General features: G+C 72.8%; 19 protein-coding genes and 1 pseudogene. 11 read left to right on the top strand and 9 right to left on the bottom strand.

Features of this window, described 5'->3' with window-relative positions; genetic code table 11:
- Positions 1 to 27: 27 nt before the first annotated feature.
- Positions 28 to 1,011: an SGNH/GDSL hydrolase family protein gene (locus tag ACGF0J_RS17970; protein WP_393147011.1), complete on the bottom strand. Its 984-nt coding sequence runs from the start codon at positions 1,009 to 1,011 to the stop codon at positions 28 to 30.
- 128 nt (positions 1,012 to 1,139) lie between these two features.
- On the opposite strand from ACGF0J_RS17970, the gene ACGF0J_RS17965 reads away from it, so the two are divergent.
- A complete protein-coding gene (locus ACGF0J_RS17965) occupies positions 1,140 to 2,510 on the top strand; it encodes a cystathionine beta-synthase (protein WP_393147009.1) in 1,371 nt (456 codons plus the stop codon).
- Positions 2,511 to 2,529: 19 nt separating this feature from the next.
- Entirely contained in the window at positions 2,530 to 3,531 is a 1,002-nt protein-coding gene (gene speB, locus ACGF0J_RS17960) for an agmatinase (RefSeq protein WP_393147007.1), read from the top strand.
- Between the two features lie 6 nt (positions 3,532 to 3,537).
- On the opposite strand, the gene ACGF0J_RS17955 is transcribed toward speB, so the two are convergent.
- Positions 3,538 to 4,398, bottom strand: coding sequence for an NAD(P)-dependent oxidoreductase (locus ACGF0J_RS17955; RefSeq protein ID WP_393147005.1), 861 nt, complete (start codon positions 4,396 to 4,398; stop codon positions 3,538 to 3,540).
- A gap of 62 nt (positions 4,399 to 4,460) precedes the next feature.
- Between ACGF0J_RS17955 and ACGF0J_RS17950 the strand changes: the two genes are divergently transcribed.
- A complete protein-coding gene (locus ACGF0J_RS17950) occupies positions 4,461 to 7,664 on the top strand; it encodes a BTAD domain-containing putative transcriptional regulator (protein ID WP_393147003.1) in 3,204 nt (1,067 codons plus the stop codon).
- On the opposite strand, the pseudogene ACGF0J_RS17945 reads toward ACGF0J_RS17950, so the two are convergent.
- A pseudogene (locus ACGF0J_RS17945) lies at positions 7,602 to 8,318 on the bottom strand (sensor histidine kinase); the annotation flags it as partial. The gene ACGF0J_RS17950 and the pseudogene ACGF0J_RS17945 overlap by 63 nt on opposite strands.
- A 512-nt stretch (positions 8,319 to 8,830) precedes the next feature.
- On the opposite strand from ACGF0J_RS17945, the gene ACGF0J_RS17940 reads away from it, so the two are divergent.
- Both ACGF0J_RS17940 and ACGF0J_RS17935 read left to right on the top strand, forming a co-directional pair.
- Positions 8,831 to 9,076 carry a hypothetical protein gene (locus ACGF0J_RS17940; RefSeq protein ID WP_393147001.1) on the top strand — a complete coding sequence of 82 codons (246 nt, stop codon included), beginning with the start codon at positions 8,831 to 8,833 and terminating at the stop codon, positions 9,074 to 9,076.
- A 160-nt stretch (positions 9,077 to 9,236) separates the two neighbouring features.
- Positions 9,237 to 10,376, top strand: coding sequence for a cystathionine gamma-synthase (locus tag ACGF0J_RS17935; RefSeq protein WP_393147000.1), 1,140 nt, complete (start codon positions 9,237 to 9,239; stop codon positions 10,374 to 10,376).
- 7 nt (positions 10,377 to 10,383) lie between these two features.
- Here the strand turns inward: ACGF0J_RS17935 and ACGF0J_RS17930 are convergent, their stop codons facing one another.
- Positions 10,384 to 10,812 carry a hypothetical protein gene (locus ACGF0J_RS17930; RefSeq protein WP_393146998.1) on the bottom strand — a complete coding sequence of 143 codons (429 nt, stop codon included), beginning with the start codon at positions 10,810 to 10,812 and terminating at the stop codon, positions 10,384 to 10,386.
- Positions 10,813 to 11,087: 275 nt separating this feature from the next.
- Here ACGF0J_RS17930 and ACGF0J_RS17925 point away from each other — a divergent pair, with 275 nt between their 5' ends.
- Complete coding sequence (locus tag ACGF0J_RS17925) at positions 11,088 to 11,510, top strand: DUF6292 family protein (RefSeq protein ID WP_393146996.1); 423 nt, start codon at positions 11,088 to 11,090, stop codon at positions 11,508 to 11,510.
- A gap of 31 nt (positions 11,511 to 11,541) precedes the next feature.
- Here ACGF0J_RS17925 and ACGF0J_RS17920 read toward each other — a convergent pair whose 3' ends face one another.
- Both ACGF0J_RS17920 and ACGF0J_RS17915 read right to left on the bottom strand, forming a co-directional pair.
- Complete coding sequence (locus ACGF0J_RS17920) at positions 11,542 to 13,545, bottom strand: VWA domain-containing protein (protein WP_393146994.1); 2,004 nt, start codon at positions 13,543 to 13,545, stop codon at positions 11,542 to 11,544.
- A gap of 36 nt (positions 13,546 to 13,581) precedes the next feature.
- Positions 13,582 to 15,003, bottom strand: a complete 1,422-nt coding sequence (locus ACGF0J_RS17915) for a sigma 54-interacting transcriptional regulator (protein WP_393147327.1) — start codon at positions 15,001 to 15,003, stop codon at positions 13,582 to 13,584.
- A 142-nt stretch (positions 15,004 to 15,145) separates the two neighbouring features.
- Here ACGF0J_RS17915 and ACGF0J_RS17910 point away from each other — a divergent pair, with 142 nt between their 5' ends.
- From ACGF0J_RS17910 to ACGF0J_RS17900, 3 genes are all read left to right on the top strand, one after another.
- Positions 15,146 to 16,324: an FIST N-terminal domain-containing protein gene (locus ACGF0J_RS17910; RefSeq protein WP_393146992.1), complete on the top strand. Its 1,179-nt coding sequence runs from the start codon at positions 15,146 to 15,148 to the stop codon at positions 16,322 to 16,324.
- 287 nt (positions 16,325 to 16,611) lie between these two features.
- Positions 16,612 to 17,163 (top strand): RNA polymerase sigma factor, encoded by a 552-nt coding sequence (locus ACGF0J_RS17905; RefSeq protein WP_393146990.1) that lies wholly within the window; start codon positions 16,612 to 16,614, stop codon positions 17,161 to 17,163.
- A complete protein-coding gene (locus ACGF0J_RS17900) occupies positions 17,160 to 17,777 on the top strand; it encodes a hypothetical protein (protein WP_393146988.1) in 618 nt (205 codons plus the stop codon). Before ACGF0J_RS17905 ends, ACGF0J_RS17900 begins: the two co-directional genes overlap by 4 nt.
- Positions 17,778 to 17,823: 46 nt before the next feature.
- On the opposite strand, the gene ACGF0J_RS17895 is transcribed toward ACGF0J_RS17900, so the two are convergent.
- Both ACGF0J_RS17895 and hppD read right to left on the bottom strand, forming a co-directional pair.
- Positions 17,824 to 19,221, bottom strand: a complete 1,398-nt coding sequence (locus tag ACGF0J_RS17895) for a M1 family metallopeptidase (protein ID WP_393146986.1) — start codon at positions 19,219 to 19,221, stop codon at positions 17,824 to 17,826.
- 87 nt (positions 19,222 to 19,308) lie between these two features.
- Positions 19,309 to 20,418: a 4-hydroxyphenylpyruvate dioxygenase gene (gene hppD, locus ACGF0J_RS17890; protein WP_393146984.1), complete on the bottom strand. Its 1,110-nt coding sequence runs from the start codon at positions 20,416 to 20,418 to the stop codon at positions 19,309 to 19,311.
- Between the two features lie 103 nt (positions 20,419 to 20,521).
- On the opposite strand from hppD, the gene ACGF0J_RS17885 reads away from it, so the two are divergent.
- Positions 20,522 to 21,001, top strand: coding sequence for an Lrp/AsnC family transcriptional regulator (locus ACGF0J_RS17885; protein ID WP_393146982.1), 480 nt, complete (start codon positions 20,522 to 20,524; stop codon positions 20,999 to 21,001).
- Between the two features lie 105 nt (positions 21,002 to 21,106).
- Positions 21,107 to 23,230, top strand: a complete 2,124-nt coding sequence (locus ACGF0J_RS17880; RefSeq protein ID WP_393146980.1) for a transglycosylase domain-containing protein — start codon at positions 21,107 to 21,109, stop codon at positions 23,228 to 23,230.
- Here ACGF0J_RS17880 and ACGF0J_RS17875 read toward each other — a convergent pair.
- Complete coding sequence (locus tag ACGF0J_RS17875) at positions 23,216 to 25,303, bottom strand: thioredoxin domain-containing protein (protein WP_393146978.1); 2,088 nt, start codon at positions 25,301 to 25,303, stop codon at positions 23,216 to 23,218. The two genes, ACGF0J_RS17880 and ACGF0J_RS17875, sit on opposite strands and share 15 nt — an antisense overlap.
- Between the last annotated feature and the right edge of the window lie 558 nt (positions 25,304 to 25,861).

The following is a 25,861-nucleotide window of genomic DNA, read 5'->3' as shown; positions in this document are numbered from 1 at the left end:
CGGCCTGGACGCGGAGGGTGACCGGTGTCAGGCGTCGTCGAGCAGCGGCCCCGGCCGCCGGCGGAACAACGTCACCCACCTGCCGTGGGGGCCCGTCGCCTGCCCCGCGACCCGGGTCGCGGAGACCTCGGTGCCGGACTCCTCCGCGGCCGCAGCCGCCGCAAGGTAAATCGGTTGCAGTCCTTCGCCACGCCCGGGACGCGGCTCGGGCCACAACCCCAACGCAGTGCATACAGAAGGTAGCACCGCGTAAGCGGCCTGTGCGTAACCTCGGTCAGATGGATGGAAACGATCCGGTCCGAACATCTCTGCGGGGTTTGTGTCGAATTCGGGGCCGAGCAGGTCGGCGAAGGCGACCGTCCGGCCCCCCGCGTCGACCACCGCCACCGTCTGGGCCGCGGCGAGCTGGCGGCTCCACCGCCGGGTGACCCAGCGCAGCGGCTGCGCGATGGGGCGCACCGTGCCCAGGTCGGGGCACGTGCCGACGACCACCTCCGCGCCCGCCTCGCGCAACCGCCGCACCGCCTTGACCAGGTGACGCACGGCCGTCGCCGGCGGGGTCTGGGTGACCACGTCGTTCGCGCCGACGAAGACGACGGCCACGTCGGGCCGCGCCCGCAGCGCCTGGTCCACCTGCTCGCCCAGCTCGGCCGAGGCCGCCCCCGACCGGCCGAGGACGAGCAGCCGCACCGGACGCTCGGCGAGAGCCGCCAGGCCGTTGGCGATCAGCGCCGCCGGAGTCCGCTCGGGCGCGCTCGCGCCGAGGCCGACGGAGGTGGAGTCACCCAGCATCACCAGGGTCAGCGGCTCGCCGGAGAAGTCGCCGTACACGCCGTCGGAGGGCGGGCCGTCGAGGCCGTGGGGCTGCCCGATCATCTTGCGGGCGACCAGGCTTTCGACGATGAGCAGCCCGTAGGCCGTGGCCCCCAGAGCCGTCAGCCCGCCCCCGCCCAGCGCGGCCGCCATGGCGATCCTGCGGGCGGCGCGCGCCGCGCCCGGCGCCCAGACCATGCGATGCCCCCCTCGTGCGGACTCGGCGGTAGCGTTTGCCTGAGAAACTAGCCGAGCGCCGGCCACCCCCATCGGCCCTCGGCGTCGAGCTAGCTGACCAAGCTTTGGCAAAGAAGGTGAACACCTCGGTGCGCGTACATGATTCCCTGGTCGAGCTCATGGGCAACACTCCGCTCGTCAGGCTGCACAAGGTCTCGGCGGGAGCGCCCGCCCAGGTGCTCGCCAAGGTCGAGTACTTCAACCCCGGCGGTTCGGTGAAGGACCGCATCGCCGTCCGCATGATCGAGGCGGCGGAGGCGTCCGGCCGGCTGCGGCCCGGCGGCGTCATCGTCGAGCCGACGTCCGGCAACACCGGCGTGGGCCTGGCCATCGTGGCCCAGCAGAAGGGCTACCGGTGCGTCTTCGTGGTGCCCGACAAGGTCGCCCAGGACAAGATCTCCGTCCTGCGGGCGTACGGCGCCGACGTGGTCGTCTGCCCGACCGCCGTCGCGCCCGACCACCCCGAGTCCTACTACTCGGTCTCCGACCGGCTGGCCGCGGAGATCCCCAACGCGTGGAAGCCCGACCAGTACTCCAACGTCGACAACCCCGCCTCCCACTACCACTCCACGGGGCCCGAGCTGTGGGAGCAGACCGAGGGGCGCATCACCCACTTCGTCGCCGGCATCGGCACCGGCGGCACGATCAGCGGCACCGGCCGCTACCTCAAGGAGATCTCCGGCGGCCGAGTGAAGATCATCGGCGCCGACCCCGAGGGCTCGGTCTACTCGGGCGGCACCGGCAGGCCCTACCTGGTGGAGGGGGTCGGCGAGGACATCTGGCCGGCCACGTACGACACGACGATCTGCGACGAGATCATCGCGGTGTCCGACAAGGACTCCTTCACCATGACCCGCCGCCTCGCCCGCGAGGAGGGGCTGCTCGTGGGCGGCTCCTGCGGCATGGCCGTGGTGGCCGCGCTGCGGGTGGCGGCCCAGGCCGGCCCGGACGACGTGGTGGTCGTGCTGCTGCCCGACGGCGGCCGCGGCTACCTGTCGAAAATCTTCAACGACGACTGGATGGCCGACTACGGCTTCCTCACCGAGTCCTCCGAGGAAGGGCTCGTGGGCGACGTGCTGGCGCGCAAGGGGGCCGGGCTGCCCGAGTTCGTGCACGCCCATCCGCACGAGTCGGTCGGCACCGCCATCTCCATCATGCGCGAGTACTCCGTGTCGCAGCTCCCCGTGATGAAGGAGGAGCCGCCGGTCATGGCCGCCGAAGTGGTCGGCTCGATCGTCGAGCGCGACCTGCTGGAGGCCCTCTACCACGGCAAGCTGTCGTCCGACGACCCGATCGGCGACCACATGTCGCCGCCCCTGCCGACGATCGGCAGCGGCGAGCCGGTGGCCCGCGCGGTCGAGGCGCTGGAGAAGGCCGACGCCGCGGTGGTGCTGGAGGACGGCAAGCCCGCCGGGATGATCACCCGGCAGGACCTGCTGGGCTTCCTGGCCAACCACTAGCCGGGGCGGGCGGATCGCCATGACGCGTTACGGAGCGCAGTTCGGCCCCGACATCACCTTCCTCGGGGTCGACCGCTGCGACCTCGACGACCCGGCGTCGTACGCGGGCGCCGACGTGGTCGTCGTCGGCGCGCCGTTCGACGGAGGCACGTCGCACCGGCCCGGCGCGCGCTTCGGCCCGATGGCGATCCGCCAGACCTGCTACCTGCCGCAGGACGGCTCCCGCCCGCACCTGGCGCTGCGGGTGGACGCCCTGCGCGACCTGCGGGTGGTGGACGCGGGCGACGTGGAGATGTACTCCGGCGACGTCGAACGCTCCATCGGCGCGCTGGAGGAGGCCGTCTTCGCGGTGGCGTCGTCGGGCGCCGTCCCGCTCGTCCTGGGCGGCGACCACACGATCGCGCTGCCCGACGCGACGGGCGTGGCCCGCCACCTCGGCTACGGCAACGTCTCGATGCTGCACTTCGACGCGCACGCCGACACCGGCCACATCGAGTTCGGCTCGCTGTACGGGCACGGCCAGCCGATGCGCCGGCTGATCGAGTCCGGCGCGCTGCGCGGTGACCGGTTCCTGCAGATCGGCCTGCGCGGCTACTGGCCGGGCCCGGAGACCCTGGCGTGGATGGCCGGGCAGCGCATGCGCTCGTTCGAGATGACCGAGATCGGCAGGCGCGGCCTCGACGACTGCCTCGACGAGGCGTTCGGCATCGCCACCGACGGGTGCGCGGGCGTGTTCCTGTCGGTCGACGTGGACGTCTGCGACCCCGGGCACGCCCCCGGCACCGGCACCCCGGAGCCCGGTGGGCTGTCCGCCCGCCAACTGCTCGACTCGGTGCGCCGGATCTGCCTGGAGCTCCCGGTGGTCGGCATCGACATCGTCGAGGTCGCCCCGCCGTACGACCACGCCGACATCACCGCCTACCTGGCCAACCGGGTGGCTCTGGAGGCGCTGTCGGGCATCGCCGCCCGCCGCAAGGGCATCACGCACGACCCGGCGGGGCCGCTGCTGGAAGGCCGCTGACCCGGGTCAGGGCTTCCTGATCGACTCGATCACGGTGCCGAGCCCCTCCTGGCCGCGGCCCTCGGCGTCGGCCCGCTCGAACAGCGCCTTCAGCGCGCCCGGCACGGTGGTCTCCAGCCCGGCGTCCCGCAGCGCGTGCACCGCGTGGCCCAGGCCGACGGCCTGCATGTGCAGGGTGTTGAGCTCGCCCGGGTAGACGCCCGCCTCGAACTCCTCGGCCAGGATCTTGGCGAACCCCATCGGGCCGTCGCCGCCGAGCCCGGTGAACGTCTCCTGGGCGTACGGCATGAACTCCGTCGGCTTGACCCCGGCGGTGCCGAGCATCGCCACCGCGTGCATGTAGCTGGTCAGGCTGGACCAGAAGATCAGTAGCTGGGCCTGGTAGTAGAGCATCGCCAGACCCTCGTCGGCGCCCATGTAGTGCACCTCGGACAGCGCCTTCAGCGTCTCGGCGTGCCGCTCCACGACCTCCTTCGGGCCGCTGTAGAAGGTGTAGGCGCCCGGCTGCCCGATGCCCGGCGGCGGCACCATGATGCCGCCGGTGACGAGCACGCCGCCCCGGCCGGCCACCCAGCGGGCCGCCGCGCGCAGCTCCTCGGGGGTGCCGGAGCTGAGGTTGACCACCACCTTGCCGTCGAGGCGCAGGTCGCCGAAGCTGTCGTACATCGCCTGGTAGCCGATCTGGCTGACCACCAGCAGTTCGCTCGGGCCGACGGGCGTGGCGGAGAGCCCGGCGCCCTTCGCCACGAGCGGCTCGGCCTTGCTCGCCGTGCGGTTCCACACGGTCACGTCATGTCCGGCCTGCAGGAACGTCTCGGCCATCGTCGCACCCATCGGCCCCAGGCCGATCACTGTCACATCCGTCATGGCTCCACCTTGCGGCTCGGCGCTACGGAAATTCTGCGGGCCGGCTACGGGTTGGTGGTGGTGTGCTGCGTTTCGGAGTGCTCGGCCCGCTGGAGGTGTGGGCGGACCACGGCGATCCCGTCCCGGTGGGCGAGCCGAAGGTCCGGGCCCTGCTGGCCGACCTGCTCGCGCACGGAGGCGGCCCGGTGCGCGCCGACCGGCTGATCGACGACCTGTGGGGCGAGCGGCCCTCGCGCAACCCCCTGGGCACCCTGCAGGCGCGCGTCTCCCAGCTCCGCCGCGCCCTCGGCGACCCCGGCGCGGTCGTGCACGGCCCGGCCGGCTACCGGCTGGCCGACCACTGGTCGGACGCGGCCCGCTTCGACGAGCTGCTCGCCCGGCGCTCGGGCGGCCCGCCTGAGCGGATGGCTCGCCTCGACGAGGCGCTGGCGCTGTGGCGCGGCCCCGCCTACGCCGACTTCGCCGACGCCGAGTTCGCCCGCGCCGAGCGGACGCGCCTGGAGGAGGCGCGGCTGAGCGCCCTCGAAGAGCAGGCCGAGCTGCGGCTCGCGCTCGGCGAGGACGTCGACCTGGCCACCCTCGCCGCCCGCCACCCGCTGCGCGAACGGCTGCACGGGCTGCACATGAAGGCCCTCTACCGGGGCGGACGGCAGGGCGAGGCGCTGGCTGTCTACAGCGCGCTGCGCGAGCGGCTGGCCGACGAGCTGGGGGTGGACCCGTCGCCGGAGCTGACCGCGCTGCACGCCGCCATCCTGCGCCAGGACCCCGGCCTCGCCGGCCGGCCCCCGGTGCGCGCCAACCTGCCCGCCGCGCTCACCGGCCTGGTCGGGCGGGAGCCGGAGCTGGCCGAGCTCCGCCACCTGCTCACCCCGGCGGGCCCGCCGACTTCGGCCGGTCGGTCGGCTCCGGCCGGTCGGTCGGCTCCGGCCGGTCCGCCAGATTCGGCCGGTCCGCCGGCTTCGGCGGGTCCGGGCGCCTCGGCCCGCCTGGTCACGCTCACCGGCCCCGGCGGCGTCGGCAAGACCAGCCTCGCCCTGGAGGCCGCCCGGACGGCCCTGGACGGCTCCAGGAGCTCGGGGGAGGGGTTCCCCGACGGGGTGTGGCTGGTCGAGCTCGCAAACAGCCGGGAGGCGGCACAGGCCGTGGCGGCCGTCCTCGGCGTCCGCGACGACGGGGCGGGCCCGCTGCCGCCGAAACTGGCCGCCGCGCTGGCCGAGCGGCGCATGCTGCTCGTCCTCGACAACTGCGAGCACCTGGTGGCGGAGACGGCCGCGCTGGTGGCCGCGCTGCTGCGGGCCGCCCCCGGCCTGCGGGTGCTGGCCACCAGCCAGGAGCCGCTGGGCGTCACCGGCGAGCACGTGCTGCCCGTGGCGCCGCTGGCCGAGCCCGAAGCGGTCCGGCTGTTCACCGCACGGGCCGGGATCGGGGCGGACGAGCACGTCGCGACCGTCGTGCGCCGCCTCGACGGCATCCCGCTCGCCCTGGAGCTGGCCGCCACGCGGGTGCGCGCGCTCGGCTTGCGCGGGGTGGCCGACCGGCTCGACGACCGGTTCAGGCTGCTCAACGCCGGCACGCGGGACGCCCCGCCCCGGCAGCGCACGCTCCGGGCCACGATCGACTGGAGCTGGGGCCTGCTGACCGAGCCCGAACGGGTCGTGCTGCGGCGGCTGGCCGCACACGCCGACGGCTGCACGCTGGAGGCGGCCGAGGAGGTGTGCGCCGAGCCGGGCGTGGACGTCCTCGACGCGGTGGCCAGGCTGGTGGACAGGTCCCTGGTCGTGGTGGCGGCCGGGACCGGGCACGGGCCGAGATACCGCCTGCTGGAGTCGGTCGCCGCCTACTGCGCCGAACGGCTCGCCGAGGCCGGCGAGCTCGACGCGATCAGAGAACGGCACGCGCGCCACTACACCGAGCTGGCCGAGCGGGCCGACCTGCGCGGCCCCCACCAGCTCGACTGGCTCGACCGGCTCGACGCCGAGAGCGGCAACCTGCGCCTCGCCCTGGCCGGTCCAGAGCCGCTGCGCCTGGCCAACGCACTGGCCTGGTACTGGTACCTGCGCGGCCGGATCGGGGAGGCCCGCCGGGCGCTGGCAGCCGCCCTGGCCAGGGGCGGAGCGCCGGCCGAGGCGGCCACGGCGTCGGTCTGGCTGGCCGGGATGACCGCGCTCACCGGCGAGCCGCCCACGCCCGTCCACCACGCCGCCCTCGACGAGCGGGGCCGCGCGCTGGCCGGCTGGTTCCTGACGCACGTCCGGTGGGCGTACGGCGACATCCGGGCGCACGAGGCGGCGGTGAAGGAGGCGCTGGAGCTGTTCGAGCGGCTGGGCGACCGGTGGGGGACCGCCGCGGCGCTCGCCCAGCGCGCCCGGCTCCGGCTCTTCCCCGGCGACCTGCCGGCCATGCGGCGCGACGCCGAGCGCAGCCACGCCCTGTTCGCCGAGCTGGGCGACGTGTGGGGGCGGCTGGAGGCCATGGACAGCCTCGACCGGCTGGCCGAGATGCGCGGCGACTACGCCGAGGCGGCGCGGCTGCGCGAGGAGGAGCTGCGCCTGGCCGAACGGCTCGGCGTCGAGACCTCCTTCAAACTGTCGGCCCTGGGCCGCACGGCGCTGCTGGCCGGCGACCTCGCCGCCGCCGACGACTACCACGAGCGGGCCCGCCGGCTGGCCGTGGCGCAGTCGTACAAGTCGGCCGAGGAGCACGCCGTGCTCGGCCTGGCCCTGAGCGCCCGGCGGCAGGGCGACCACGAGCGCGCCGAGGCGCTGCTGACGCCCTGGCTCGACTGGCTGCGCCAGGTGCGCGGGACGTCCGGGATCGCCTTCGTCATGGCCGAGCTGGGCTTCGCCGCCGAGCAGCGCGGCGACGCCGGGACGGCGCTGGCCAGGCAGCGGGCGGGCCACGAGGCGGCGGTGGCCAGCGGCGACCCGCGGGCGGTCGCGCTGGCGCTGGAAGGGCTGGCCGGCGCCGTGTCGCTGACGGGCGACCACCTGGAAGCGGCGCGGCTGCTCGGCGCGGCCGCGGCGGTCAGGCGGGCCGTGGGCACGCCGCTGGCCGCCGGGGAGAGCCGCGACGTCGAGCGGATCACCGCCCGGGTCCGCGCCGCGATCGACGAGACCGCGTGGGAGCGGGCCCGCGCCTCAGGCGAGCGGGAACTCGGCGACCACTTCCCAGGCGCCTTCGGGGGACGGGCCCGCGTACAGGCGGCCGCCCAGCGCCTCCACCCGCTCGGCCATCCCGACCAGCCCGAAACCGCCGCCCAGCCGTGAGACCCGCGGGTCGGTCGCCCGCGGATCGGGCGCCGGGCCGTAGTTGCGCACCCGCAGCACCACCGACCGGTCGGACCGCCGCAGGGACGCCTCCACCCACGCCGTGCCCGGCGCGTGCTTGCGCACGTTGGTCAGCGCCTCCAGCAGCACCCGGTGCAGCGTCGTCATCACCTCGGGCGGCAGGGTGGCGTCGTCCACGCCCTGCGCGATCTCGAACGCCACCCGCGGCCCGTTGGCCGCGAACCGTTCGGTCAGCTGACGCAGGTCCGCCAGCGACGTGCCCGGGGTGCGGTCGGCCCGCTCCTCGGCCCGCAGCACGGTGACCAGGCGCCGCATCGAGGTGAGCGCGTCGCCGCCGGCGGTGGCGATGGCGTCGAGCGCGGGCACCACCGCCTCGGGCTTGAGCTCCGCCACCGTGCGGGCCGCCTGGGCCTGCACGACGATGCCGGTGATGTGGTGGGCCACCAGGTCGTGCAGCTCGCGGGCCAATTCCAGGCGCTCGGACCGCCGTACGGCGTGCACGGCCTCGTTGCGGCGCTCCTGCTGGAAGCGCAGGTAGCCGCCGATGCCCGCGGCCGTGGACCAGCCGGCGAACAGGAGGAACGAGAAGATCACGCCGTTGCCGTAGTAGTCGCGGCCGATCCCCTCGGCCATGAGGACCACCAGCGCCGCGATGGAGAACACGGCGGCACGCCGTACCGGCTGGACGTGGCGCAGCACGCCGATGGTGAGCACGAGCAGCGAGCCCGTCTCCGCCGAGCCGGGCACCCCGTGCGTGAAGGTCAGGCCGAGGACGAGCGAGGCGGTGAGCGACACCACGAGCATGGCGACGAACCCCTGCACCCGGTGGCGGCGCCGCAGCACCACGGCCACCATGCCCGCCACGCCCGCGATGGGGGCGCACCACTGCGCCCCGCCGAGGTTGACCGCGATGGCCAGGTCGACCAGCAGCATCATGCTCAGCCAGCCGAGCATGGCGATCTCGCTCAGCCTGCGGATCCAGTAGACGACGCGTTTGGTCTCCCCCACGCGCCACAGCCTAGGCCGGAAGTCCTACGGGCAGGATCGACCGATCGGCCGAGGGCTCGCGGCGTGGACCGGCCCTTCAGCGGAGGCGCGGGGCGGGGCCGTCCGGCGATGCTGGACGCGTCGGAAGGGGAACGGCCATGGTGGTCATCGGATTCACGCTGCTGGGTGTCGGGCTGGTCGTCGGGCTGCTGCTCGCGCTGGCGGACCCCGTGCTGCTGTCACGCATCAACGGGGAGCCGGCGCAGGGCGGCAGCGGGCGCCACATCGACGCGCCCCCGGTGCGGGCGTCGCGCGAGGCCACCGCTGGGGCCGCCGCTGGGGGGGCCGTGGTGCGGCTCGCGGACCGTGTCCGCGGCGAGCGGCCCGCTTCCCGGGCCGCCTGAGCCGGGCACGTCCAGGCTCGTCCAGGCTCGTCCACACTCCGGGCCCGTGCCCGTTGACAGGGGGCCACGGTCCGGCGGGCGCGGTCGGGAGACCCGCGCCCGGCCCGGCCCGCGATCCGTTGGGGAACGGGTCGCGGGCCGCTTCCGTTACCGTGGCCGTATGACCAACGGTTTCGAAACTCTGGCGATCCACGCAGGTCAGGAGCCTGACCCGCTGACCGGCGCGGTCGTGCCGCCGATCTACGCCACGTCCACCTACAAGCAGGACGGCGTGGGCGGCCTGCGTTCGGGCTACGAATACAGCCGCTCGGCCAACCCGACCCGCACCGCCCTCGAAGCGGCGCTCGCCGCCGTGGAGGGCGGCGCGCGGGGCTTGGCCTTCGCCTCCGGCCTGGCGGCCGAGGACACTCTGCTGCGTACCGTGTGCAAGCCGCAGGACCACGTCATCATCCCGAACGACGCCTACGGCGGCACCTACCGGCTGTTCGCCAAGGTGCACGCGCGCTGGGACCTGCACTTCGACCCGGTGCCGCTCGGCGACCTCGACGCCGTGGCCGCCGCGATGACGCAGAAGACCAAGATCGTATGGGTGGAGACGCCCACCAACCCGCTGCTCGGCGTCGCCGACATCGCCGCCCTGGCGCAGCTCGCCCACGACAACGGGGCGCTGTTGGTCGTCGACAACACCTTCGCCTCGCCCTACCTGCAGCAGCCGCTCGCGCTCGGCGCCGACGTGGTCGTGCACTCGACGACCAAGTACATCGGCGGTCACTCCGACGTGGTCGGCGGCGCGCTGGTGGCGGCCGACCAGGGGCTCGGCGACGAGCTGGCCTACCACCAGAACGCCATGGGCGCCGTGGCCGGACCGTTCGACGCCTGGCTGACGCTGCGCGGGCTCAAGACGCTCGGCGTGCGGATGGACCGCCACTGCGACAACGCCGAACGCGTGGTGGACCTGCTGCTGGCGCACCCGCGCGTCACCGACGTACTCTACCCGGGGCTGGCCGAGCACGCCGGGCACGAGGTGGCGGCCAAGCAGATGAAGAGGTTCGGGGGCATGGTGTCGTTCCGCGTGGCCGGGGGCGAGGACGAGGCTGTCGCGGTGTGCGACCGGGCCCAGCTCTTCACGCTGGGGGAGTCGCTCGGCGGCGTCGAGTCGCTGATCGAGCACCCGGGCAGGATGACGCACGCCTCGGCGGCGGGCTCGCCGCTGGAGGTGCCCGCCGACCTGGTGCGCCTGTCGGTCGGCATCGAGACGGTCGACGACCTGCTCGCCGACCTCACCCGGGCGCTGGGCTGATCCCCGGTCAGCTCGGGAAGATCATCAAAGCGAGGATCACCAGCCAGATGACGGCCAGCAGGCCGCTGATGGCGGCGATCCGGCCGTTCTGCACCTTCGCGTCGTCGTCCGTCCCCTCACTGGTGAGGGCCCGGACGGCGGCGCGCAGGTCGCGGTCGATGAGGAAGAGCAGCACGATGGCCACGATGAACAGCGTCATCGACGCGGTCATGTGCCACCTGCCCAGCAGGCCGCCGCCGAGTGACACCCCCAGCGCGATGCCGAACAACAGCACACCCAGCGAGCCGATGCTGTAGATGCGCGTCGTACGCTGGATGTTCTGCAGGACAGCGATGTTCTTGGCGCGGATGGCGCGCGGCGCGGCCATGGTCACGGCGGTGAGCGGTCCGATCGTGAAGATCGCGAACCCGATGTGCAGCCAGAGAAGCAGGGACATGCCGCTGAGACTAGTCGGCGGCGATCTCGGCCGGTGATCCGACACTCTCCTTCCGCCGGGCGGCGCAGTGCAGCACGAGCTCCGTGGCCACGACGGCCACGATCATCAGCGTGATCAGAAGAATCATGGCAATCATGACAATGCCTCCTTCCCCGTGCTGGACGTGAATATCGTCCGTAATGACTAGACGCTCTGGTCTCGGAATAAGTTCGGCGCGGGTATGGTTGTCAATCGTTCCGTTTTGCTTACCCGCGAGGCACAAGGGGGTGCCGTCCGTGGCCATCAGGCACGTCGAGCCGTATTCCGACGAGTGGCTGCAGCAGCCGGTCTGCTACCTGCGGCGCGTCGTCGACGTGCTCGGACCCGAGGTCGCCGACTGGTGGGAGGGCCCCTGCGATCCGCGTGACGCGACCGTCCTGCTGTCCGACGGCAGCGCGCTGGTGTGGGACGAGGAGAGCGGCTGGCGGCTCGGCCAGTTCGTCTCCGGCGGGCACGGCCGGCACACCGAGTTGTCAGGCGTCCGCTACCTGGGCGGCGGGTTGCTGCCCCGGCCGGAGCGGGTGCCGCAGGCGCTGCTCGACGCCCGCGCCGGAGTGGGCGCCAGCACGGCATTCCGGCCGTGCTACCGCTCCCACCGCAACTGCCGCGACGGTTTCGACGTCGCCCTCGACTTCTACGTCCGCCTCGTGGAGGCCTGACCCTCCACGGCCTCCTCGCCCGGCCGGGCGGTCAGCGGGCGCGGCGCATCCGCAGGAAGTCGCTGACCACGTACTCGCCGAGCTTGTCGGCGCTGGGGGAGAAGACGCGGCCGCCATTGCGGCGTGCCACCTCGTCCACGAAGTCCTTCAGCCGCTCGTCCGCCGCCAGCATGAAGACGTTGAGCGTCGCCCGCCGCCGCGTCATCTTGTCGACCTCGGCGAGCGTCAGCTCCAGCGTCTCGCGCGACGGCGGCCACTCGAACGCCGCCGTGCCGTTGCGCAGCAGGTGGGCCGTCGGCTCGCCGTCGGTGACGACCAGCACGACCGGCTCGAAGTCGGGGTGGCGGTCGAGGTGCCGGCCCGCGATCAGCAGGGCGTGGTGCAGGTTGGTGCCCTGGACCATGTCCCAGTCGAGGCCGGCGAGCTCGTCGGGCTGCAGCACCCGGGCGTAGTTGGAGAAACCGATGATCTGCACGGCGTCCTGCGGGAACTTCGACGCGACCAGCGCCTGCAGCGCCAGCGCCGTCTGCTTGGCCGCGGCCCAGGTGCCGCGCAGCGCCATCGAGTACGACAGGTCGACGAGCAGGCAGACGGCCGCCGCACTGCGCCGTTCGGTCTCGGCCACCTCGAAGTCGTCCACGGACAGCCGCACCGCCACCGACCCGGTCCGTGGCCCGGCGCCGCCGCCCGCCTCCTCGCCGGCCGGTCGCGAGCGGCGCAGCCCGCCGGCGCGGACGCCGTTGACCAGGGTGCGCACCACGTCGATGGGCTGCTCGTCGCCGAAGCGCCACGGCCGTGACGACCCGGTCAGCTCACCGGCCGAGCCCGCGTCGCGCTGGTCGTGATCGCCGCGCCGCCCCGCGTCGAGCGAGGCGAACACCCGGCGCAGCGCCGTCTCGCCCAGCCGCCGCACCGCCTTGGGGGTGAGCTCCAGCTTGCCGCGGCGGCGCAGCAGGTAGCCCTGCTCCTCCAGCTCCCGCTCGATCCGTCGCAGCGCCTCCAGGTCGTCCACGGCCGACCGGCCGAGCGCCCGGCGCACCGCCGCCTCGTCGATGTCGTCCAGCCGGGCACCCGGGTAGTCCTGTCGCAGAGCCGACTCCAGCCGCGTCAGGTCGGCCAGCTCCTCCAGCGCGGTGACCGCGTCACCCATGCCGAGCGGCTCCTCGCCGGTCAACCGCTCGGGGGCGGTCCACGCCAGGTCGGGCCGGCGGGCGACGAGCGCGTCACCGAGGCGGCGCATCTGCTCCGACAGCCCGGCCTCGTCGAGGGTCTGGTTGATGAGGTTGCCCAGCTCCACGCGCTGGCGCGGGGTCATGGAGGCCAGCATCCGCTGGGTGGCCGCCGCCCGGCGGGCCAGGATGTCGACCAGCTCCTCCAGGTCGCGCGGCCGCTCGGGGAACAGATCGCCGTACTCGTCCATGAACGCGTCGAAGTCGGCCTGGGTGTGCTCGCCGCGGGAGTCCTTGTCGAGCATGTCGTTCAGGCCGGCCATCATCCGCCGGACCCGTTCCATGGCCTCGGGGTCGGGGTTGGCCAGCGCGTCGCGCAGCCCCTTGAACTGGCTGTCGAGCACCTCGCGCCGCAGCAGGTCGCGCAGCTCCTCGAAGGTGCGCCGGGCGGCGGCCGAGCGCCACTCGTAGCCGCTCAGCTCCTGAATGGCGCTCGCCGTGTCCTCGGGCAGCGCGTCCAGCTCGCTCTCGCGCAGCCGCGCCTCGTCGGAGGGGTCGGGGAACAGCTCGGCCCGCTCCTGCCCGATCGCCTTGTCGAGCAGCGCCCGGGCCTGCTCCAGCGTGCCGTCGAGCCGGCCGCGCTCGCGCAGCTCGCGGCGCCTGCGCCGGACCTCGCGCAGCATCTCGTCGAGGCCGTTGCGTTCCTGGGCGCCCGGCAGCCCGCGCTTGAGCAGGTCACGCAGGGCGTGCACGGGGGTGGAGCCGGACAGGATGGCGTCGCCCATCTCGTCCAGCGCCGCCCGCACGTCGTACGGCGGGGCGAGGGGGTCGGGGCCGTCGTGGTACGCGCCATAGCGGTAGGCCATCACGCCACCACGCTAACCCGGAATGTCCCACCGCGGTCAGGTGCGATAGACGGTCACCCCGTCCATGTCGTCCTTGGACAGGCGGCGCAGCAGGTAGAGGCCCTCCAGGGCGAACTCCAGCGCCGCGGCCGCGTGCCCGGGCGACTCCTCGCCCTCGCCCATGCCGAGCCGGGACATGATCTTCGACAGGCCCTCGACGGGCCCGATGCGGTGCAGCAGCTCGCCGGCCGGCACCAGCTCGCCCGACTCGACCTGGTTGCCCTGCGCGAACTTGTCGGTCAGCGGCGCCAGATCCAGCCCGCCCAGCCGGGCCCGGAACGTCTCGGCGGTGGCCCGGCGCAGCAGATGGGCCAGGATCTCCGTCTCCCGGCCCTCCTCGCTGACCTCGAACTCCACCTTGCCGCGCAGGCTGTGCACCACGTTCGCCAGGTCGCACACCCGGGTGACGGCATGCTCCTCGCCGGTGATCGCCGCCCTGCGCACGGCCGAGGCGGCGGCCGTCTCGGCGGCGGCGATGGAGAAGCGCGCCGACACGCCCGACCGGGCGTCCACCGACGTGGACTCGCGGACCAGCCGGGTGAAGCGCGCGATGGTCTCGACCAGGTGCTCGGGGACGTCGGCCCCGATGTCCGGCATCGACTCCTGGCGGATCAGCGCCAGCTCGTCCTCGATCGTCGGCGGGTAGTGGGTGCGGATCTCGGCGCCGAAGCGGTCCTTCAGCGGCGTGATGATCCGGCCCCGGTTGGTGTAGTCCTCGGGGTTGGCGCTGGCGATCAGCAGGATGTCGAGTGGCAGGCGCAGGTTGTAGCCGCGCACCTGGATGTCGCGCTCCTCCAGCACGTTGAGCAGCGCCACCTGGATGCGCTCGGCGAGGTCGGGCAGTTCGTTGACGGAGAAGACGCCGCGGTTGGTCCGCGGCACCAGCCCGTAGTGGACCGTCTCCGGGTCACCCAGCGTGCGCCCCTCCGCGATCTTGATCGGGTCGACGTCGCCGATCAGGTCGCCGACGGAGGTGTCGGGGGTGGCGAGCTTCTCGCCGTAACGCTCGTCGCGGTGCTTCCAGGCGACGGGCACCTCGTCGCCCAGCTCCTGCGCCAGGGCGCGGCACCGCGCGCAGGCCGGTTCGTACGGATGGTCGTTGATCTCGCAACCCGCGACCACCGGCGTCCACTCGTCGAGCAGGCCGGTGATCGTACGGATGAGCCGGGTCTTGCCCTGGCCGCGCTCGCCGAGCAGGACCAGATCGTGCCCGGCGAGCAGGGCCCGCTCCAGATGGGGCAGGACGGTGTCGTCGAAGCCCACGATGCCGGGAAAACGGGGCTCACCTGCTCGGAGCCTGGCCAGCAGGTTTTCGCGGACCTCTGCTTTCACGGTGCGATGAACGTGGCCGCTCTCTCGCAGCTCGCGGAGAATTAGAGGCTGATGCACGGGATCGAGACTACGTCCCCCGCGCCCGATGCGGCAGAGAAGTTTCGCATCCAACCAGATTTCGGATCCTGACCCATTGTGTGATGGTTCGGGCGCGTGCTTGTCCCTTTAGTGGGGAGAATCCGAGCCTGAGGGAACTTGGCAGCCGAGGGAGGCGGGACGCGTGGCCCTGATGACCAGCCGATTCGCAGACGGCCTCGCCGTGGGCTCCGACCTGGTCGAGGTGGCCGAGCGAGCCGTGCGCCAGGCGCTGTCCAGGCTCGGTGGCGAGGCCGACCTGATCTGCTTCTTCATCTGCGGCGACGACCCCGACGACGTCGCCCGCGCGGGTCAGCGCGCGATGCGGATGGCACCCGGCGCCAATGTCATCGGGTGCAGCGCCACCGGAGTGATCGGCGACGGCCAGGGGGTGGAGCTCACCCCCGCGGTGAGCGCGTGGGCGGCCAGGCTCGGCGAGGCCAGGCTGACCACGTTCGCGCTGGAGACGCTGAACGCCGAGGACAAGTTCGTCGTCGTCGGCCTGCCCGAGCGCAGCCCCGACGACCACGTGGCCATCCTGCTGACCGACCCCTACTCGTTCCCCACCGACGCGTTCGTCGAGCGGTCCGCGGAGGTGCTCGGCGAGCTGCCGCTCATCGGCGGGCTGGCCAACGGGATGCACGGCCGTGGCTCCGTCCGGCTCTTCGCCGACGGCGAGGTCTACGCCGAGGGCGCGATCGGCGTGCTGATCAGCGGTCAGGTGCGGGTCAGCACCGTCGTCAGCCAGGGCTGCCGCCCGATCGGGCCGTCCATGGTGGTCACCCGCGCCGAGGAGAACCTCCTCCTGGAACTCGCCGGCCAGCCCGCCCTGGCCCGCCTGGAGGACATCGTCAGCGACCTCGACGAGGACGACCGCGACCTGGTCGCCTCCGGGCTGCAGATCGGCGTGGCCATCGACGAGTACGCCGAACGCCACGAACGCGGCGACTTTCTGATCAGGGGCGTGATCGGCATCGACCCCGAACGCGAGGCGGTGGCCATCGGCGACATCGTCGAGGTGGGCCGCACCGTGCGCTTCCAGGTGCGCGACGCCGCCACCGCCGACGAGGACCTGTACGACCTGCTGGACGCCCACCGCGAGGAGTTCGGCCGGGTGGACGGGGCGCTGCTGTTCTCCTGCAACGGCCGGGGGTCGGCCATGTTCGGCAGCGCGGACCACGACCCGGTCGCGCTGCGTGACACGCTGGGGCCCGTCGGCATGGCCGGCTTCTTCGCCGCGGGCGAGGTCGGGCCGGTCGGCGGACACAACCACGTGCACGGCTTCACCGCCTCGGTCCTCGTCTTCTCCGCCGCCACGCCCGACGGCGAGTAACCCCGCACCACTCCCTCCGGCGAGTACCCCCGCCACCACTCCCAACGGCGAACAACCCCGCCGCCACTCCCTCCGGCGAGCAACCCCGCCATCACACCCAAGGGCGAGTGGCTCCGCACCACACTCAACGGCGAGCAACCCGCCGCCGGTCCCGCATGCGCGGGGCCCGGCTGCCGACCCCCATCGCGTCCGCGCGCGACCGTCCGGGCAGGCGCTCGACTGGGTTTGTAACGCTTCGGCGGGGCCGGTCCAAGCAGGGGTGAAGATCGACGAAGGGAGCACGGCCGGTGCGTCGCAAACAGGCGGAGATCGCCACCGACCCCGTGGCGTTCGAGGCCTTCTACCGGCGGCACGTCGACGAGGTCACCCGCTTTCTGGCCCGCCGGGTCGACGACCCGCACACGGTGGCCGACCTGGTGGCCGAGGTGTTCGTCGCGGTGCTCGACTCGGCCCACACCTACCGGGCCGGACTGGGCAGCGAGATCGCGTGGCTGTACGGCGTGGCACGCAACACGCCGTCGGCCGAGCGGCGGCGGGCGTTCAGGGAGTCGAGGCTGGCCGACCGGCTGAACGGGCGGCGGCTGCTCGACTCCGACGCCCTCGTCCGGCTGGAGGAGCGGATCGACGCGGAGAGCCACGCCAGGCGGGCCTTCGAGGCCATGGCCGAGTTGCCGGAGGGCGAGCGGGCCGTGATCGAGCTGGTCGCCCTCGACCAGTTGACGGTCCCGGAGGCCGCGCAGGCCCTCGGCATCCGGCAGAGGACCGCCAGGGTCCGGCTGCACCGCGCCCGCCGCGCGCTACGGGCCGTGCCCTTCGTCATGGGAGGAACGACACGATGAGTTTCGAGGAGCGTCTGCTGATGGAACTGAAGACCGAAGTCGCCACCCGTGGCGAGCGCCGCCGCAGGACCACGGTCCGCCGCCTGTTCGCCGGGGCGGCGGTGGCCGGGCTGGCCGCCGCGGCCGCCGTGGCGGTGCCGCTCCTGACAGGGGCGGAGCGGCCCGCGTACGCGGTGAGCAAGAGCGCCGACGGCACCGTCCGGGTGCAGATCAAGGAGTTCAGGGACGCCGACAGACTGGAGGGCGACCTGAAGCGCATGGGGATCACCGCCGACGTCAGCTACACCCCGCCGGGCAAGCGCTGCCAGTCGGGCAGGGGGCGCGTTCTCGGAGGGGAGTCGGCCACCCCCGAGGAATGGGACAAGTCCCCTTCCGCGAAGGCCGTGCTCATGAGGAAGGACGGGATCCACATCGACCCCGCGCACGTGGCCCAGGGCCAGACCGTGGTGATGGAGTTCGCCGAGAACGACGACCAGGTCTCCGACAAGCCGCAGGTGCTCTGGCAATTCGCCGGCAAGGTGATCGACGGGCCGGTCAAGCCCTGCGTGCTCGTCGACGACCCGCTCTGGAACGACGTGGGCGGTCCCGAGGGGCAGCCGCCGGCGGGTAGCTGACCTGTGCCGCCAGGGGCACCGGGCGCGTGCCCCTGGCGCGACGGGGTCAGGCGGGGCGGCGGGGCTGGAAGAGCCAGGCGTCGAAGAGGGTGTCGAGCTGCTTGCCCGAGCGCTGCTCGGCCAGGGTGACGAACTGCTGGGTGGTGGCGTTGCCGTACTTGTGCCGCTCCACCCACTCGCGCAGCAGCGCGAAGAACGTCTGGTCGCCGATCTCCTTGCGCAGGGCGTGCAGCGTCATGGCGCCCCGCTTGTAGACGGCGTCGTTGAACAGGTCGTCGGGCCGCGCCCGCCCGGGCGGGTAGGTCCAGAAGGCGTCGGTGGCGGGCCGGGCGCGCAGGGCGGCGAAGTGGGCGTCGGCCGTGGTGCGGCCCCGGTGCTCGGACCACATCCACTCCGCGTAGGTGGCGAAGCCCTCGTTGAGCCACAGGTCCTGCCAGCGCTGGATGGTGACGCTGTTGCCGAACCACTGGTGGGCGATCTCGTGGGCGATGATGCTCTCGTCGGGGGCGAAGCCGCCGTACATCGGCTTGGTCTGGGTCTCCAGCGCGTAGCCGGCCGAGTAGTCGTCGACCACGCCGCCGGTGGAGGAGAACGGGTAGGGGCCGAAGACCTTGCTCCAGTGGTCGGTGACCTCGCCGGAGACGGTGTGGAGCTTGTCCAGGGAACCCCGGTAGGCCGGGTCGACGGCCGCGACGTTGGGCACGCCGCCGGCCGTCTCGCCCCGCCGCAGCTCGAACTTCCCGAGGGTGGCGGTGGCGAGGTAGGTCGCCATGGGATGGCGCTCGCGCCACCGGAACGTGGTCTTGCCGCCGCTGGTCGTCGGCTCGCCGGCCAGCTCGCCGTTGGCCAGCGCGGTCAGCCCGCGCGGCACCGTGATCTCGAAGTCGAACGTGGCCTTGTCGGCCGGGTGGTCGTTGGCCGGGAACCACGTCTTGGCGCCGTTGGGCTCGGCGGCCACGAAGGCGCCGTCGGGCGTGGGGATGAAGCCGAACGTGCCCAGGTTGCCCGAGTCGGTGATCGGCCGCGGCTGCCCGCCGTAGCCGACCTTGACGGTGAACCGGGCGCCGGAGCCGAGGGGGGTGGCGGGGACCACGGTCAGCTCGTCGCCCTGGCGGGAGAAGGTCGCCCCGGCGCCGTCGACCGACACCTCGGCCACCTGGAGCCCCGACAGGTCGAGGTTGAAGCGGGACAGCGGTTGCAGGGCCCTGGCCCGGATGGTGGTGACGCCGTCGAGCCGCTTGGTGGCCGGGGTGTAGCCGAGCGCGATGCCGTAGTGGGAGACCTCGTAGCCGCCGTTGCCGTCGAGCGGGAAGTCACGGTCGCCGATGCCCGCGGCCCCGGCGGAGGGGGGCTGGGTGGGCAGCACGGCCCCGTCGGTGGGCGAGCAACCCAGCAGGGCCAGGATCGCGACGACCGGCGCGACCACGTGACGGATGGACCTCATGGAACAACGCTCCCCTTCTTTGGCGTGAGCATGAGCTTACGCTGAGTAAGGGGAGCGCGGGTCCACACGGTCGCCGGTCGGTGGGCGTCACAGGTTGCCGCGACGCTCCTGCTCACGCTCGATGGCCTCGAACAGCGCCTTGAAGTTGCCCTTGCCGAACCCGAGCGACCCGTGCCGCTCGATCAGCTCGAAGAACACCGTGGGCCGGTCCTGCACCGGCTTGGTGAAGATCTGCAGCAGGTAGCCGTCCTCGTCGCGGTCCACGAGGATCTTGCGCTTCTTCAGCTCCTCGATCGGCGCCCGCACCTGGCCGATGCGCGCCCGCAGCTCCGGGTCGTCGTAGTAGGAGTCGGGGGTGTCCAGGAACTCGACGCCGGCCGCGCGCATGTGGTCGACGGTGGCCAGGATGTCGTTCGTGGCCAGCGCGATGTGCTGCACGCCGGGCCCGCCGTAGAACTCGAGGTACTCGTCGATCTGCGACTTCCTGCGGCTGACCGCCGGCTCGTTCAGCGGGAACTTGACCTTGCGCGTGCCGTCGGCCACGACCTTCGACATCAGAGCGGAGTACTCGGTGGCGATGTCGTCGCCGATGAACTCCGCCATGTTGGTGAAGCCCATCACCTTGCGGTAGAACTCCACCCACTCGTCCATCTTGCCGAGCTCGACGTTGCCGACGCAGTGGTCGACGGCCTGGAAGAGCCGCCCGTTCCTGACCGCCGGCGCGGGCACCAGCGGCTCGGCGGGCGCGTAGCCGGGCAGGTAGGCGCCGCTGTAGTTGGACCGGTCGACGAGGGTGTGCCGCGTCTCGCCGTAGGTGGCGATGGCCGCCAGCACCACCTTGCCGTGCTCGTCCTCCAGCGTGTACGGCGCCGCCAGCCCCCGCGCGCCCTGGGCCACTGCGTGCTCGTAGGCGGCCTCCACGTCGGGCACGTCGAGGGCGAGGTCGATCACCCCGTCGCCGTGCTCGGCCACGTGCCGGGCCAGCGGGGTGCCGGGCCGGACCGAGGCCCGGAACTCGAACCGGGCGCCACCGGAGGTCAGCACGTAGGCGACCTCGTCGCGGCTGCCGTTCTCCGGCCCGCGGTAGGCCGCCAGCCGCATGCCGAAGGCGGTCGAGTAGTAGTGCGCGGCCTGCTTGGCGTTGCCCACGGCGAACACCACGGCGTCCATGCCGTTAACCGGAAAGACATCACTCATGCCACTAAATCTCGTCTTTCCTGGACGACCTGTGCAAGAGTTACTTTCGACAGTGGACAATCTGACCAGTCGTCCGTGCGAAACCGGGGAGTTCCTGTACACCATGACGATCGACGAGCTGGACGCCCGCCTCATCGCCCTGCTGGCCGCCGAGCCGCGCCTGGGCGTGCTGGAGTGCTCGCGCCGCCTCGGCGTCGCCCGCGGCACCGTGCAGGCGCGCCTCGACCGCCTGATCTCCCGGGGGGTGATCACCGGCTTCGGTCCGGACGTCTCGCCCGAGGCGCTCGGCTACGGCGTGACCGCGTTCGTCACGCTGGAGATCAGGCAGGTGGCGGGCCACGACCCGGTCGCCGACGGCCTGGCGCGCATCCCCGAGGTGCTGGAGGCGCACACGATCACCGGCGGCAGCGACCTGCTGTGCCGGGTGGTGGCGCGCAGCAACGCCGATCTGCAGCGGGTCATCGACCAGATCGTTGACGTCCAGGGCGTGCTCAGGACCTCGTCCCTCATCGCCCTCGACACGCCTGTGCCCTACCGTGTGCTGCCCTTGGTCGCGGACGTTCCGCGGCGTGCCTCGCGCTAGACGTATCCTCGCAGGAGGGGGCGAGCACCGTTAGCAGTCGTTTACCCTTGCTATTCGCCCAGCATACGGGGGTATGACCAGGTGCGGAGCGGTGGTGGGAAGGGCATGCGGAAACGGAGGCTGCTCCGGCGGCTGTCGATCGCGGTCGGCGTGGGGGTCCTGCTGGGCGTCGTACTGTTCGGCATCGCCTGGGCGATGACCCCGATCCCCGACAGCACCCAGAAACAGGCGACCGCGCAGGGGTCGGTCATCTACTACCGCGACGGCAAGAGCGTGCTCGCCCGCCAGGGCGTCGACCGCCGCAACGTCGAGCTGGCCAAGGTCCCCCGGCACGTGCGCGACGCCGTGATCGCGGCGGAGAACCGCTCCTTCTACGAGGACGCCGGCGTCTCCATCAAGGGCACCGGCCGCGCGCTGTGGTCCACGATCACCGGCCAGCAGCTCCAGGGCGGCTCCACGATCACCCAGCAGCTCGTCCGCAACTACTACAGCGGCCTGAGCCAGGAGCGGACCGTCACCCGCAAGTTCAAAGAGATCATGATCGCGATCAAGGTCGACCAGTCCAAGTCCAAGGACTGGGTGCTGGAGCAGTACCTGAACACGATCTACTTCGGCCGCGGCGCCAACGGCATCCAGGCGGCCGCCCAGGCATACTTCGGTAAGAACGTCGACAAGCTCACCGTCGCCGAGGGCGCCTACCTGGCCGCGGTGATCCAGCAGCCGAGCCGCTTCGCCGACCCCAAGGGCGCCGACCTGACCGCCGCCCGGGCGCGCTGGCAGGCCGTCGTCGAAGCGATGGGCCAGACCGGGGCGCTGGACGCCCAGCAGGTGGCCGCCCAGACGTTCCCGAAGCTCGCCAAGGCCAAGAAGCCTTTCGTGCTCAAGGGCCAGGCCCAGTACATGCTCGACCAGGTCACCGCCGAGCTGAACCGGCGCGGCTACAGCGACGAGGACATCAGCAGCGGCGGCCTGCGCGTCGTCACCACCTTCGACAAGAAGCTCATGAAGGCGGCCGAGCGCGCGGTCAGGAGCGTGCTGCCGCAGGCCACGCCGAAGAAGGTGCGCACCGGCCTGGCCGCGGTCGACCCCGCCACGGGCGAGGTCGTCGCCTTCTACGGGGGCGACCCCGAGCGCTCCGACTACGACAACGCCTTCTCCGCCAAGGTGCAGGCCGGCTCGACGTTCAAGCCGTACGCGCTGGCCGCCGCGCTGAACGGCGGCTACGACCTGTCCACCCGCGTCGACGGCAACTCGCCGATGCGGGTGGCCTCCGATCCCCGGCACCCCATCCCGAACGACAACGGCCGCTCCTACGGCCCGATCGACCTCGTGCAGGCCACCACCAACTCCGTCAACACGGCGTTCGTCGACCTCGGCCAGAAGATCGGCCTGGACAAGGTCGCCGCCACCGCCGAGGCCGCCGGCATCCCCAGGGCGCAGCTCGAACGGCAGCGGACGGCCGCCTCCTTCCCGCTCGGCGTGGCCTCGGTGAGCGCCGTCCAGAACGCCTCGGGCTTCTCCACCTTCGCCAACGGCGGCGTCCACATGGAGGCGCACGTCGTCAAGTCCGTGACCGACGCCGACGGCGCGAAGGACGTCGTCAAGCCCGCGTCCACCGAGGTGATCGGCAAGCAGGCCGCCGCCGACACCGTCTACGCGATGGAACAGGTCGTCCAGCGCGGCACCGGTACGGCCGCCCGGCTCTACGACCGTCCGGTCGCCGGCAAGACCGGCACCACGGACGACTCGGGGGCGGTGTGGTTCAACGGCTTCACGCCGCAGCTCGCCGTCGCCGTGAACATGTTCCGCGACGACAACAAGACGGTCACCATCCCCGGCTACGGCGTCCAGTTCGGCGGGCAGCTCCCCGCCCAGATCTGGCGGGCGTTCATGACGGAGGCCATGCAGGGCAAGCCGGTCGAGGAGTTCCCGGAGCCGTCCGAGCGCGGCTACGGCGGCTACGACGACGCCGCGCCCGAGCGGTTCGACGAGGACGTCCCCGACTGGCGGCCGAGCCGCCGGCCGGACGACTGGCGGACCGACGGGCCGGAGGAGCCCGAGCCGTCGTTCAGCGAGCCGGCTCCCACGGCGACGCCCGACGACCGGGGCGGCGTGCCGGACGAGACCGTCGCACCACCCACGCCGGACGACCCGGCCGTGCCCAGCGGCGGCACGGAGCGCACCGGCACGCCCGAGCAGCGGGACGCCCCGCCCTCACCGGCCGGCTAGCTCGGCCCGCAGCTCCTCGGCGGTCGTGACCGGCCGCCGGCAGGTGAAGCCCCGGCACACGTACGCGGCGGGCGCCCCGTCCACGAGCCCCCGCCCGTCCAGCAGCGGGGGCTGCTCCGCGACCGCGGCCCGCCAGTCGAGGGTCCCGTCCGGCCCCGGCATGAGCCCGCCCGAGCCGTCTGCCACGCCCGTGCCGGCCCCAGTGCCGGCCCCAGTGCCGGCCCCCGTGCCGGCCCCAGCGCTCACGCCGGAGTCGCCGCGGCCGAGCGCCACGACGAGCCCCGGCACGTCGGCGAGCAGCGCCTCGCGGTGCAGCGCCCGGGTGCGCGGGTCGTCCGGCGGCCCGACGATCGCCACCTCCACCGGCCCGTTGAGCGCCGCCCGCACCACGGCCAGCCCCCACCCGGCGAAGCGCGCGTGCCCGGCCGCCAGCACCGACACCGGGCCCAGCGCCGCGTGCGCCGCCTCCCGGTGCCGCGCCGACCCGGTCAGCGCGGCGTACGCCAGCAGCGCGCCCGCTGCGGCGTACTGGCCCGACGGCGTGGCGTTGTCCGTGGGGTCCTGCGGCCGCTGGAACAGCAGCTCGGCGTCGTCGGCCGTGTCGTAGAACCCGCCCACCCCGTCGGCGAACCGGTCGAGCACCGTGTCGAGCAGCGACCCGGCCAGGCGGAACCAGCGCGGGTCGCCGGTCACGCCGTGGAGGGCGATCAGGCCCTCGGCCACGTTCGCGTAGTCCTCCAGCACCCCGGCGCTCGGGCCCGGCCGGCCGTCGCGTGAGGTGCGCGCCAGCCTGCCGCCCACCACGTGCACGTCGTCGAGCAGCACGGCGCACGCCGCCGCCGCCTCGACCAGGTCGGGCCGGTCGAACACCGCGCCGGCCTCGGCCAGCGCCGCGATGGCCAGGCCGTTCCAGGACGCCACGACCTTGTCGTCGCGTCCCGGCCGGACGCGCCGCTCCCGCGCGGCGAGCAGCCGGGCCCGCACGGACGTCAGCCGCTCCGGGCCGGGCGGGTCCTCCAGCAGCCGCAGCACCGACGTGCCGTGCTCGAACGTGCCCGTCACGTCGAACACGACGCTCGCCCAGTCACCGTCCTGCTCGCCCAGCACCTCGCGCAGCTCGTCGGGCGTCCAGACGTAGAACCTGCCCTCCTCGCCCTCGCTGTCGGCGTCGAGAGCCGAGGCGAAGCCGCCCTCGGGGGTGCGCATCTCGCGCAGCATCCAGTCGGCGGTCTCCAGTGCCACCCGGCGGGCGAGCGGGCCGCCGCCCGCCTTCCACCAGTGCGTGTAGACCCGCAGCAGCAGCGCGTTGTCGTAGAGCATCTTCTCGAAGTGCGGCACGACCCAGGCCGCGTCGACGCTGTAGCGGGCGAACCCGCCGCCGAGCTGGTCGTAGATCCCGCCGCGGGCCATCGCGTCGAGCGTCTTGCCGCTCATCTCCCGCTCGCCCGAGCGCAGCAGGAACTCCAGCACCATCGACGGCGGGAACTTCGGCGCACCGCCGAAACCGCCGTGCACCGGGTCGAACGTCTCGCGCAGGTTGCGCATGGCCTGGTCGAGCGTCTCGGCGGTGGGCAGCGGGCCGCTCGGCAGCGCCGTCTGCGTGTTGAGCGCCTCGACGAGCTTGGCGCCCTGCTTGAGCACCGCCTCACGGTCACCGGTCCACGCCTGGTGCACGGCCACCAGCAACCGCTGGAAGTTCGGCCGCGGGAAGTAGGTGCCGCAGTAGAACGGGTGACCCTCCGGCGTGGCGAACACCGTCATCGGCCAGCCGCCCTGGTGCGTCATGGCCTGGGTGGCGCTCATGTAGACGGCGTCGACGTCGGGCCGCTCCTCGCGGTCCACCTTGACGTTGACGAAGTGCTCGTTCATCAGCTTCGCGGTCTCGTCGTCCTCGAAGCTCTCGTGCGCCATGACATGGCACCAGTGACAGGCTGAGTAGCCCACGCTGATCAGCAGCGGCACGTCCCTGCGGCGCGCCTCGGCGAACGCCTCGTCGCCCCACGGATGCCACTCGACGGGGTTGTCCGCGTGCTGGAGGAGGTAGGGAGAGGTCTCACTACCGAGCCTGTTCATAACTCCAGGCTCTCACACTGTCAGAACAGGACGACGCGGGTGAGAAGCACCTGTCGGTTCGGTTCTTACGGTCGGCGAGCGTGTCAGCCACGACCTCCGAAGGGACCACAGGCCAAAGGCCGTCGTCCTCGTTCACCGGACGCCGCGCTCCTGCCGTCGGCGTAGGACCTCGTCCATGGTGGTGGTGGGCAGACTCCCGGCTTCGGCCGCCGCTCGGATGCGGTCACGATCAGGGTCGGTGTCCAGAGTCGCGCCCCCACCAGGCGTTGAGCACACCATCCAACTCAGGGCCTTGCTGAGCTTCTAGAAGTTCGGCGAAGAACTGAGCACGGCGGCTGCTCGCAGCGCTCCGGAGACGCCGCCGATGGTTCGCGGCACCCCCGGGCGGTCGGCTGCGCCACCGTGGACAGGCTGAGCACTCATGACACCACCTTTCACGAGTGCTCAGCCTACGTCGTGATCGCACATTATGGAGGGAATCCGGTGCCACCGGTGACGGGCCGCGTGGGCACGCTCATCAGCGGCGGCACGTCTCAGCTGTGGCACGTCGGGCCCGTG

Source organism: Nonomuraea sp. NPDC047897, assembly GCF_043204415.1.
Taxonomy (GTDB): Bacteria; Actinomycetota; Actinomycetes; order Streptosporangiales; family Streptosporangiaceae; genus Nonomuraea.
This window is presented reverse-complemented; position numbering and strand designations above follow the sequence as displayed.